Origin of the sequence: Pseudomonas sp. L13 (assembly GCF_009935965.1) — a bacterium.
In the GTDB taxonomy this organism is placed as follows: domain Bacteria; phylum Pseudomonadota; class Gammaproteobacteria; order Pseudomonadales; family Pseudomonadaceae; genus Aquipseudomonas; species Aquipseudomonas lactis.
Window position 1 is genome coordinate 79,464 of the sequence record NZ_QODJ01000016.1, and the last position, 9,985, is coordinate 89,448.

General features: G+C 61.4%; 11 protein-coding genes and 1 pseudogene. 8 read left to right on the forward strand and 4 right to left on the reverse strand.

Features of this window, described 5'->3' with window-relative positions; genetic code table 11:
* The first annotated feature begins 103 nt into the window (after positions 1-103).
* The 6 genes from modA to DK871_RS11125 all read left to right on the forward strand — a co-directional run bounded on the left by modA (position 104) and on the right by DK871_RS11125 (position 6,279).
* Positions 104-856, forward strand: a complete 753-nt coding sequence (gene modA, locus DK871_RS11100) for a molybdate ABC transporter substrate-binding protein (protein WP_161905062.1) — start codon at positions 104-106, stop codon at positions 854-856.
* Complete coding sequence (gene modB, locus DK871_RS11105) at positions 857-1,537, forward strand: molybdate ABC transporter permease subunit (RefSeq protein ID WP_161905063.1); 681 nt, start codon at positions 857-859, stop codon at positions 1,535-1,537.
* 5 nt (positions 1,538-1,542) lie between these two features.
* On the forward strand, positions 1,543-2,622 hold the full coding sequence (modC, locus tag DK871_RS11110; RefSeq protein WP_161905064.1) for a molybdenum ABC transporter ATP-binding protein: 1,080 nt from the start codon (positions 1,543-1,545) through the stop codon (positions 2,620-2,622).
* A gap of 74 nt (positions 2,623-2,696) precedes the next feature.
* The gene (locus DK871_RS11115; protein WP_161905065.1) at positions 2,697-3,746 is read left to right on the forward strand and encodes a DNA topoisomerase IB; all 1,050 of its coding nucleotides are present in this window, start codon (positions 2,697-2,699) and stop codon (positions 3,744-3,746) included.
* Between the two features lie 124 nt (positions 3,747-3,870).
* Entirely contained in the window at positions 3,871-5,505 is a 1,635-nt protein-coding gene (locus tag DK871_RS11120; RefSeq protein ID WP_161905066.1) for an ABC-F family ATP-binding cassette domain-containing protein, read from the forward strand.
* A gap of 69 nt (positions 5,506-5,574) precedes the next feature.
* Positions 5,575-6,279 (forward strand): YoaK family protein, encoded by a 705-nt coding sequence (locus DK871_RS11125; RefSeq protein ID WP_161905067.1) that lies wholly within the window; start codon positions 5,575-5,577, stop codon positions 6,277-6,279.
* A gap of 149 nt (positions 6,280-6,428) precedes the next feature.
* On the opposite strand, the gene DK871_RS11130 is transcribed toward DK871_RS11125, so the two are convergent.
* The 4 genes from DK871_RS11130 to DK871_RS11145 form a co-directional block, all read right to left on the reverse strand.
* A complete protein-coding gene (locus DK871_RS11130) occupies positions 6,429-6,782 on the reverse strand; it encodes a hypothetical protein (protein ID WP_056783319.1) in 354 nt (117 codons plus the stop codon).
* 172 nt (positions 6,783-6,954) lie between these two features.
* On the reverse strand, positions 6,955-7,266 hold the full coding sequence (locus tag DK871_RS11135; protein ID WP_161905068.1) for an AzlD domain-containing protein: 312 nt from the start codon (positions 7,264-7,266) through the stop codon (positions 6,955-6,957).
* On the reverse strand, positions 7,263-7,958 hold the full coding sequence (locus tag DK871_RS11140) for an AzlC family ABC transporter permease (protein WP_014718528.1): 696 nt from the start codon (positions 7,956-7,958) through the stop codon (positions 7,263-7,265). Before DK871_RS11140 ends, DK871_RS11135 begins: the two co-directional genes overlap by 4 nt.
* 71 nt (positions 7,959-8,029) lie before the next feature.
* Positions 8,030-8,245, reverse strand: a complete 216-nt coding sequence (locus DK871_RS11145; protein WP_003191339.1) for a hypothetical protein — start codon at positions 8,243-8,245, stop codon at positions 8,030-8,032.
* Positions 8,246-8,467: 222 nt separating this feature from the next.
* Between DK871_RS11145 and DK871_RS11150 the strand changes: the two genes are divergently transcribed.
* Together DK871_RS11150 and DK871_RS11155 are read left to right on the forward strand one after the other, a co-directional pair.
* Positions 8,468-9,751, forward strand: coding sequence for an arsenic transporter (locus tag DK871_RS11150; RefSeq protein WP_161905069.1), 1,284 nt, complete (start codon positions 8,468-8,470; stop codon positions 9,749-9,751).
* An 11-nt stretch (positions 9,752-9,762) separates the two neighbouring features.
* A pseudogene (locus DK871_RS11155) lies at positions 9,763-9,870 on the forward strand (arsenate reductase ArsC); the annotation flags it as partial.
* Positions 9,871-9,985 lie beyond the last annotated feature (115 nt).

The following is a 9,985-nucleotide window of genomic DNA, read 5'->3' on the forward strand; positions in this document are numbered from 1 at the left end:
CAACTTGGCACTGTACCGGCAATGGCCAACCGCTATATATTCCCATACATAGCGGTAAGCCCTCTTTCCCACACCCTGCCGTAGACCTTCAAGGAGTTGCTTCATGATGACCCGCGTTTCGCGCCTGGCCCCCCTGCTTGCCGCCTTTGCCTTGGGTACGGCCCATGCCGATGAAGTGCAGGTGGCCGTGGCCGCCAACTTCACCGCCCCGATCCAGGCGATTGCCGCCGACTTCGAGAAAGACACCGGCCATAAACTGGTCGCGGCTTACGGAGCCACCGGGCAGTTCTACACCCAGATCAAGAACGGCGCGCCTTTTGAAGTGTTCCTCAGCGCCGATGACACCACCCCGCAAAAACTCGAAAGCGAAGGCGCTACCGTCAAGGGCTCACGCTTTACCTACGCGGTCGGCACCCTGGCGCTGTGGTCGGCCAAAGAAGGCTATGTGGATGCCAAGGGCGAGGTGCTGAAGAAAAATGAGTTCAAGCATTTGTCCATCGCCAATCCCAAGGCTGCACCCTACGGCTTAGCCGCCACCCAGGTACTGGCCAGAGAAGGCTTGACTGACAAGGTCAAGGACAAGCTCGTCGAGGGCCAGAACATCACCCAGGCTTATCAGTTTGTGTCCACCGGCAACGCCGAGCTGGGTTTTGTCGCCTTGTCGCAGATCTACAAGGACGGCAAAGTCACCAGCGGTTCGGCGTGGATTGTTCCGGCCGCCATGCATGACCCGATCAAACAGGACGCCGTGATCCTCAACAAGGGCAAGGACAGCGCCGCCGCCAAGGCCCTGGTGGACTACCTCAAAGGCCCGAAAGCGGCTGCCGTTATCAAATCCTACGGTTACGAGCTGTAAATGCCCCTGTCGAGTGCTGATTTTTCTGCGATCTGGTTGACCATCAAGCTGGCCTCACTGACCACCCTGATCCTGTTGATCATCGGCACACCGATTGCCCTGTGGCTGTCGCGCACCCGTTCCAAGTGGCGCGGCCCCATCGGCGCAGTGGTCGCCCTGCCGTTGGTGTTGCCGCCAACGGTCATCGGCTTTTACTTGCTGTTGGCCATGGGGCCCAACGGCTACGTCGGCCAGTTCACCCAGTGGCTGGGCCTGGGCACCCTCACCTTCAGTTTCGCCGGGCTGGTGATCGGCTCGGTGATCTACTCCATGCCCTTCGTGGTGCAGCCGTTGCAGAACGCGTTTTCGGCCATCGGCACGCGCCCGCTGGAAGTGGCCGCGACCTTGCGCGCCAACCCGTGGGACACGTTTTTCACGGTGATCCTGCCGCTGGCACGCCCTGGGTTTATCACCGCCTCGATCCTGGGCTTTGCCCATACCGTCGGTGAGTTCGGCGTGGTGCTGATGATCGGCGGCAATATCCCGGACAAGACCCGCGTCGTCTCAGTGCAGATCTACGACCATGTCGAAGCCATGGAATATGCCCAGGCCCATTGGCTGGCCGGGGCCATGGTGGTGTTCGCGTTTCTCGTGTTGCTGGCGCTCTATTCCAGCCGTAAAACCAAGATGGGCTGGAGCTGATCGCCATGATGGATATACGCCTGCAGCTGAAGTACTCCGCCTTTGCATTGGATGTGGACCTGCAATTGCCCGGCCGTGGCGTGAGCGCGCTGTACGGGCATTCTGGCTCCGGCAAGACCACCTGCCTGCGCTGCATCGCAGGTTTGGAACGCGCCGAACACGGCTTTGTGCAAATCAACGACGAGGTGTGGCAAGACAGCCGCAAAGGGCTGTTTGTACCGCCGCATAAACGCGCCCTGGGCTATGTGTTCCAGGAGGCGAGCCTGTTTCCTCACCTGTCGGTGCGCGCCAATCTGGAGTTCGGCCTCAAGCGTATTCCACGCCGGCAGCGGCGCGTGGACATGGCCCAGGCCACCGAACTGTTGGGCATCGGACACTTGCTTGAGCGCCACCCGCAACACTTGTCCGGCGGCGAGCGCCAGCGCATCGGCATCGCCCGCGCCTTGCTCACCAGCCCCAGGCTGTTATTGATGGATGAACCGCTGGCGGCCCTGGACAGCCCGCGCAAAAGCGAGATATTGCCTTACCTGGAACGCCTGCACGACGAGCTGGATATCCCGGTGCTCTACGTCAGCCACGCCCAGGACGAAGTGGCGCGACTGGCCGACCATATCGTCTTGCTCAGTGACGGTAAGGCCCTGGCCAGCGGCCCTATCGGCGAAACCCTGGCGCGCCTCGACCTGCCCCTGGCGCTGGGCGACGATGCCGGCGTGGTGATCGCCGGCAGCGTCGTTGCCTACGATGCGCACTATCAGTTGCTCACCCTGCAGTTGCCCGATTGCCCGTTGCAGATGCGCGTGGCCCATGCCCCGCTGGCGGTGGGCAAACCGCTGCGGGTCAAGGTCCAGGCGCGCGATGTGAGCCTGAGCCTGCAGGCCGAAGAACACAGCAGCATCCTCAACCGCTTGCCGGTGACCGTCATCCAAACCATCGGCGCGGACAACAGCGCCCATGTGCTGGTGCGCCTGGACGCCGGCGGCACGCCGTTACTGGCGCGCATCACGCGCTTCTCCCGCGACCAGTTGCAACTGCATCCGGGCCAGACGCTGTGGGCACAAATCAAGGCGGTGGCAGTACTGGCTTAAGCATTTGGCACGACCGCAGGGCGCTGCGGTCAATCAGACATACCGGCCTGATTTGTTGCCAAGGAACCCGCCCCATGCCTGACTCTTCGTTACCCGCCGACCTGCCTCGCGACCTGCATTATGTGGATGACACCCAGCCCGGCATCCGCCGTAAAAAAGTGCGGGGCACGTTCCAGTATCTGAATGCCAAAGGCGAGCGCATTACCGATGCCGATGAAATCAAACGCCTGAACGCCTTGGCGGTGCCGCCCGCCTACACCGATGTGTGGATCTGCGCCGACCCTCGCGGCCACCTGCAAGCCACCGGCCGCGACGCCCGTGGCCGCAAGCAATACCGCTACCATCCACGCTGGCGCGAAGTGCGTGACAGCGACAAGTACGCGCGCTTGCAGGCCTTTGGCGCCGCCTTGCCCAAATTGCGCAAACAGCTCGAAGCGCAAATCGCCGAACCCGGGTTTACCCGCGAAAAGGTGTTGGCCACGGTGGTGATGTTGCTGGACGCCACGCTGATCCGCGTCGGTAATACCCAATATGCCCGCGAGAACAAGTCCTACGGCCTGACCACCCTGCGCAACCGCCATGTGGACATCAAGGGCAGCGAGATCCAGTTCCAGTTTCGTGGCAAGAGTGGCGTGGAGCATCAAGTCAGCGTCAAGGACCGGCGCCTGGCCCGGGTGGTCAAGCGCTGCATGGAATTGCCGGGGCAAAACCTGTTCCAGTACCTGGACGAAGACGGTGAGCGGCATACCGTCAGCTCCCAGGACGTCAATGACTACCTGCACAGCCTGACTGGCGAAGATTTTACCGCCAAGGACTACCGCACCTGGGCCGGCACGGCGATGGCGCTGGCGGTGTTGCGCGAGTTGGCGTGGCAGCCCGAATCTGACGCCAAGCGGCATGTGGTGGCGATGGTCAAGGATGTCGCCCGGCAGTTGGGCAACACGCCGGCGGTGTGTCGCAAGTGCTATATCCACCCGGCGGTGCTTGAACATTTCAGCCTCGGCCAATTGTCGAAGTTGCCCAAGCCGCGGGTGCGCAAAGGCCTGAAAGCCGAAGAGGTCGCGCTGGCGATGTTCCTGGAAAAACTGACCGAAGACTTGCCGCACAAAGTTAACGTGGGTTAGGCTCTGCCTCCCTTCTGACTCACGGGATGACCGCCGACGTGAACCTCTAAGCCTTCCAAAATGTATCTGCAACGAGCCGCCTGGCGCGCTTGTTGGCCTGTTCGACATTTTTTTGGAGGTGCTGATGACTGACGTCAAACGGCTGCCCGCGCTTGTTTCCCTGCAACACCTGTCTTTCCAGTTCGCCAATGGCGAAACCTTGCTGGCGGACGTGAACCTGTCCATTGATCAAACGCCTACCGGTATTGTGGGGCGCAATGGACGGGGCAAAAGTATCCTGGCGAAGTTGATGGCCGGCGTGCTGCTGCCCTCCTCCGGCACCCTGAAAAAACCCGCCAATGTTGCCTATGTGTCCCAGGCCATCGCGGTTCAAGCAGGGCAAACCATCGCCGATATCACCGCAACTGCCGCGGCCTTGGCTGCCCTTGAGCGCATGGCCCGGGGCGATGCACGCCTTGGTGACCTGGCGCTGATCGACGACCGCTGGGACCTGGCCGAACGCCTGCGTCACGCGCTGGATGCAGCGGGTTTGCCAACCCTCAGTGCCAGTACCCCGGCCGATCAACTCAGCGGCGGCCAACTTGCCAGGGTCGCGCTGATCGGGGCGTTGTTGGCGGCGCCGCAGTTGCTGATTCTGGATGAACCCAGCAACCACCTTGATGCTGCCGGACGCGATTGGCTGTTGCATGTGTTGCGCGATTGGCGCGGCGGGCTGGTAGTGGTCAGCCATGATCGACAGTTGCTCAACGCCATGGGCCGCATCATCGAGCTATCGCCCCTGGGCATTCAGGCCTATGGCGGCAACTACGATGCCTATCGCCAACAACGCGAGACTCAGCAGCAGGCCGCGATTGCCGCGTGGGAACAGGCGCGTCTGGCCCGCAGCCGCGAACGTCGGCGCCTGCAAAAAGACCACGACGACCTGCAGCGCCACGCCGCACGCGCACGTAAACAGGCCGAGACCGCCAACGTCGACCGTTTTACCAAGGCCCGCTGGAAAAGCGCAGCCAAGGAGATTGTCAGCACGGTACGCAGTGCCCATCACGATCACAAAAACCAACTCGACGCCCAAGTGCGCCAAGCTTACGAGCGCGTGGTGGATGAGACGCCCACACTGCTCGCATTACCAGGCTCGAGCGTCCCCAATGGTCGCCAGGTACTGGTGCTGGAACAGGCGCAGTTGCCTTGGCTCGATCCGCTGGCACCCGCCAGCTACCTGACGCTCAACCTGACAGGCCCGGCTCGCGTTGCCGTGCGTGGGCCGAACGGTTGCGGCAAATCGACCTTGCTCAAACTGCTTGCCGGCCTTTGGCGGGCGGTCAGTGGCGGGTGCAGCGTCGCGGTGCCCAGCGCCTATATCGATCAGCACCTGGCGCTGCTGGACGACCAACGCAGCCTTGTCGAGCAACTCAACCTGCTCGACACGCCCCTGGCCGAAGCCGAACTGCGCACACGCCTGGCGTTGTTGCAGCTGAACGCGCTGAGGGTCGCGCAGCCGGTAGGGCAACTCAGCGGCGGCGAGCGCTTGAAAGCCGCGATGGCGGTAGCCTTGTGGCGTGAAACACCGGCGCAGTTGTTACTGTTGGATGAACCCACCAATCACCTGGACCTGGAATCAGTGCTGGCGTTTGAGCAGGCATTGAAGGGCTTTACCGGCGCGCTGCTGGCCGTGTCCCATGACGAGGCATTCTTGCAGGCGATCGAGCCGACTCACCATCTGACGTGGCACGCCACCGGCTGGCAACTGGAGCGTGTCTGAGGTCATTGCGCGGACAGGCAAAGCGTCCTACGGTAGTGGCCGGATAATCTCACCGAGGAAACCGGCCCCATGCTGCCTTCGTCCCGCAAGCCTTGCGCCAATGCCACGCTCGCCCATCGACAGCGCTGGCGTGGGCGCGTGGGCTTGATGCTGGTGGCCTGCCTGTCGGTGCTGGCGGGCATGACCGATGCCATCGGTTTTATGGCCAGCGGCGATTTCGTCTCGTTCATGAGCGGTAACACCACGCGCCTGGCGGTGGCCATCAGCGCGGGCGACCTGGGGCTCACCGGGCGGCTGGTGCTGCTGGTCGCCACCTTCGTGGTCGGCAATGCCTTGGGCGTATTGGTCAGCCGTTTCAGCAAGCGCCATGCGTTGCCCTTATTGCTGTGCATCGGCGCCTTGCTCTGCGCGGCGGCGTTGTGGCCTGCCACCGACACCTTGCCCGCGTTGCTCGCAGCGATTATTGCCATGGGCATGCTCAACGCCGCCGTCGAAGAGGTGAACGGGCTGCCGGTGGGACTGACCTACGTCACTGGGGCGCTGTCCCGTTTTGGTCGCGGGCTGGGCCGCTGGTTATTGGGCGAGCGCCGTAATGGCTGGCGCGTGCAACTGATTCCGTGGGCCGGGATGTTTATCGGCGCGGTGATCGGCGCCCTGCTGGAACAGCAGATGGGCCTGCGTGCACTGTGGGTCAGTGGTGCGTTGGCCGGGACCTTAGGGGTGGTGACACTGTTGATTCCGCGACGCTGGCACTTGGGTTTCATGCCCCGTTGAGGTTGGGGGTGGAGGAGCTCGCTCGACGTTTAAGCCTCGACATCCGTGTACCGGTAAAGAGCCATCACGTCGAACGAGCGAGTGAATCATAAGCTAATGCCCGGCGGCTGTCCCGCCAGGCGTTTCGGAATATGACTAAGGCAACCGACTTACAGACAAGTGGCCAGTGCTGCCAAGCGACGTTTAGCCGGCATAGTGTCCTGTGCGGCATAGTAGTTGACCTTGGAACCCGCGCCGGAGCTGAGTACATCGACAAAGTAATCGCCACCGGTGGTATACACCGTGAAACCACCCGCCTCGGTCGCTTCCTTGAAGCCGCCGGCATCGACGCCGAACACGCTTTCATCCTGCCAGCCGAACTGGATGCACTGGGCAACGACCAGGGTGGCCTTGTCTGACGCCAGGGTTTTGTAAGGGCTGCCTGCGCGCGCCTCTTTCATCTTCGATCCAGCGCAACCGGCCAGTGCCGCCAGTATCAATGCGCCCATTACCACTTTGTGCATGCCATTGCTTCCTTGGAAAAACCGTGACTCTACCACTGTGCCGAGGCCAACTGACGCGCCCATGAACTTTGTTTCACTGTGAAGAGCCAACACGCCGCCTATAGTGGCCAGGCTCATTTTTTAGAAGTCTCCCTTCTGCCCGCCACCCCGCGGGCTTTTTTTTGCCCGGGTATCAGAGCCACCAACGCAGCAGATAGAACAGCGCCATGCTTAATAGCACGGTGGTCAATACGCTGCGTGTCCAGTACATCAACGCCACGGCGCAGATACCGGCCAGCAGGTAAGGGTTGGTCGGGCTCAGGTTGAGCTGATGGTCCGCCAGGAAAATAATCGGCCCGCAGATCGCCGTGAGCATGCCTGGCACGGCGAAGCCCAGAAAATCACGCGCGCCGCGATTGAGCCGCACCGGCAAGCGTGGCTCGATAAACAGGTAACGGTTGAAGAACACCACCAGGCCCATGGCCACAATCATCAGGTAAATCATCGTTGCCCCACTCCCAGCCGCTTGCAGGCAAACCCCGCGCTCATCCCCAACACACCCGAGACCACCACCGCCGATTCCCAGTGCAGATAACTCAACCAAACCGAGCTCAGCAACGCGACCGCCACGCATACCACCGTGGGCACATCGCGCACCACCGGGGTGATCAAGGCGATAAAGGTGGCGGCAATCGAAAACTCCAGCCCCAACTGATCAAGGCCGGGAATGCTCTTGCCCAGCACAATGCCGGCGAGGGTGAAGAGGTTCCAGATCAGGTAAAACGTCAGGCCGACGCCCAAGGCGTACCAGCGATTGAAGGTCTGGCGGTCATAGTGGTTGACCAGGGCAAAGAATTCATCGGTCAACAAAAAACCCAGGCTCATGCGCCAACGGGTGTTGAGCGAAGACAGGGTAGGACGCATGTGCATGCCATAGAGCAGATGCTGGGAGGTCAGCAGCAAGGTGGTCAGCACAATGGAAATCAGGCTGGCACCGCTCTTGACCATGCCGATGGCCACCAATTGTGCGGCACCGGCAAACACAATGGCCGACAAACCTTGGGCTTGCAGCGGGGTAAATTGTGCGTCGATGGCCATGGAGCCGGCCAGCAACCCCCAGGGCGCACAGGCCAGGGACAAAGGAATGACGGCGATGGCGCCGCGGGTGAAGGCGTAATGAGGTAATGCAGTGGGCATGGAAACGGCTCATCGACAGACAGTCGACAAGCATGCCAGCACCAACGAAGGCGTGTCTTGAACGATCTTGCTCAGGCGAGCTTGACCGACACCTGCTCTACCGAATCCCGCGCTTCGCGCAATTCGTAGGCATCCTGGTTCAGCCGGTGGATGGTATTGAGCAGGCGTTGGCGCAACACTTCATCGCCGAGTTTTTCCACGGCGCGCATCAGGTCAAACGCCGCGGTTTCGTTATTTTCCGCGACGGAATCCAGGGTCTTGCGCAGGTTGCGGGTGGCTCGGGTCACGCGGGGTCTTCCTTCATCAGCAATGGGCAGGCACGTTAGGACATTTGTGTTTCATTTTAATTTCAATCAGTTGTGGCGGTTTCAACGGCACTTGATCCATATCAATTGAAACAAAATTTGACCAGGACATAGAGAAGTACGTATACGCACTGCGTCTGAATGCGCTGGGCGGCAGACCACAACGGGCCAGCACTCACTGCTGAGCCATCGGAGCTTTTATTCATGCTTGTCGCAATTGCGATTTTCCTCGTCACCATCGTGCTGGTCATCTGGCAGCCCAAGGGCCTGGGCGTCGGCTGGAGTGCCACGTTGGGCGCGATCCTGGCGCTGGCCTGTGGGGTGATCAGCCTGGCGGATATCCCGGTGGTATGGCACATCATCTGGAACGCCACCGGTACCTTTGTCGCGCTGATCATCATCAGCTTGTTGCTGGACGAGGCAGGCTTCTTCGCTTGGACAGCCCTGCATGTGGCGCGTTGGGGCCGTGGTCGCGGGCGGCGTTTGTTTGCCTATATGGTGCTGCTCGGTGCGCTGGTTTCGGCGCTGTTTGCCAATGACGGCGCGGCATTGATCCTGACGCCTATCGTGATGTCGATGCTGCTGGCCTTGCGCTTCTCCCCGGCGGCTACCCTGGCCTTCGTCATGGGCGCGGGGTTTATCGCCGACACGGCGAGCCTGCCGCTGGTGGTGTCGAACCTGGTGAACATCGTTTCGGCGGACTATTTCAAGATTGGCTTCAACGAATACGCAGCGGTGATGGTGCCGGTGAACCTGGTCAGTGTCGCCGCCACGCTCGCGGTGCTGCTGTGGTTTTTCCGCCGGGATATTCCGCAGACCTACGACCCGGCCGACCTGGACGACCCGGCCAGTGCCATCCATGACCGTGCGACCTTTCGCGCCGGCTGGTGGGTGCTGGGTATTCTGCTGGTCGGCTGTTTCGCCCTGGAACCGCTGGGTATTCCCATCAGTGCGATTTCGGCGGCCTGTGCGGTGTTGCTGCTGGTGATTGCTGCCAAAGGTCATCAGATTTCCACGCGCAAAGTGCTGAAAGAAGCCCCCTGGCAGATCGTGATTTTTTCCCTGGGCATGTACCTGGTGGTGTATGGCCTGCGCAACGCCGGCCTGACCGACTACCTGGCCACCTGGCTTGACACCTTCGCCACCTACGGCGTGTGGGGCGCGGCCATGGGCACCGGGGTGCTGACGGCGCTGCTCTCATCGGCCATGAATAACCTGCCGACCGTGCTGGTTGGCGCGTTATCCATCGAATCCAGCCATGCCGTGGGCGTGGTCAAGGACGCCATGATCTACGCCAATGTGATCGGCAGCGACCTGGGCCCGAAAATCACGCCTATCGGCAGCCTGGCCACCTTGCTGTGGCTGCACATCCTGGCGCGCAAAGGCATCACCATCACCTGGGGTTACTACTTCAAGGTCGGGATCGTGCTGACCTTGCCCGTGCTGCTGATCACCCTCGCCGCCCTCGCCTTGCGCCTGAGCCTCTAAAGGAACGCCCCATGAAAGTCCTGTTCATGTGTACCGCCAACAGTTGCCGCAGCATCTTGTCCGAGGCGATGTTCAACCACTTGGCACCGTCGGGCTTCGAGGCGTTCAGCTCTGGCAGCTTCCTGAAGTCGACCGCATTGCCTCAACCCCGCAGCCGTTGTAATTGGATGGACTCGCCCAAGCCGAGGCGTCTATGCGCCACGGTGGCATTCTTATAGAAGCCAACGACAGCGA